General features: G+C 43.7%; 1 protein-coding gene. It reads left to right on the top strand.

All coding sequences use genetic code 11. From position 1 onward, the window contains the following. Positions 1-84: 84 nt before the first annotated feature. Positions 85-323, top strand: a 239-nt coding sequence (locus H5300_RS27215) for a transposase domain-containing protein (protein WP_182796204.1), incomplete at its 3' end; no start/stop codon positions are given.

Raw genomic sequence — 323 nt, 5'->3', positions numbered from 1 at the left:
GTTTAATGCCGATCGTTTAAGAAGACTTGAACGATCTTGCAGTTAGCAGATAATCCCCATCAACAACGTTGATGGGGATTTTTTATGCTTGAACAAGAATTAGCAATGGCACACGAGACCATTGAAGATGCCGACAATTATGAATCTGTCGTCGACGCCATTCAGATTGAGTGGATAGAACAAGCTCTTCTTGAAACCAATAAAGCGAGCATAAGACGACGTCGGCTTCCCGCTCAGCAAGCTGTCTGGTTAGTTATTTGGATGGGGCTGCAACGCAACATGTCTATCAAAGAGGTATGCAGTTCATTAGACATTGCGCTTCA

Origin of the sequence: Vibrio sp. SG41-7 (genome assembly GCF_014164465.1) — a bacterium.
Lineage (GTDB): Bacteria > Pseudomonadota > Gammaproteobacteria > Enterobacterales > Vibrionaceae > Vibrio > Vibrio splendidus.
This window is presented reverse-complemented; position numbering and strand designations above follow the sequence as displayed.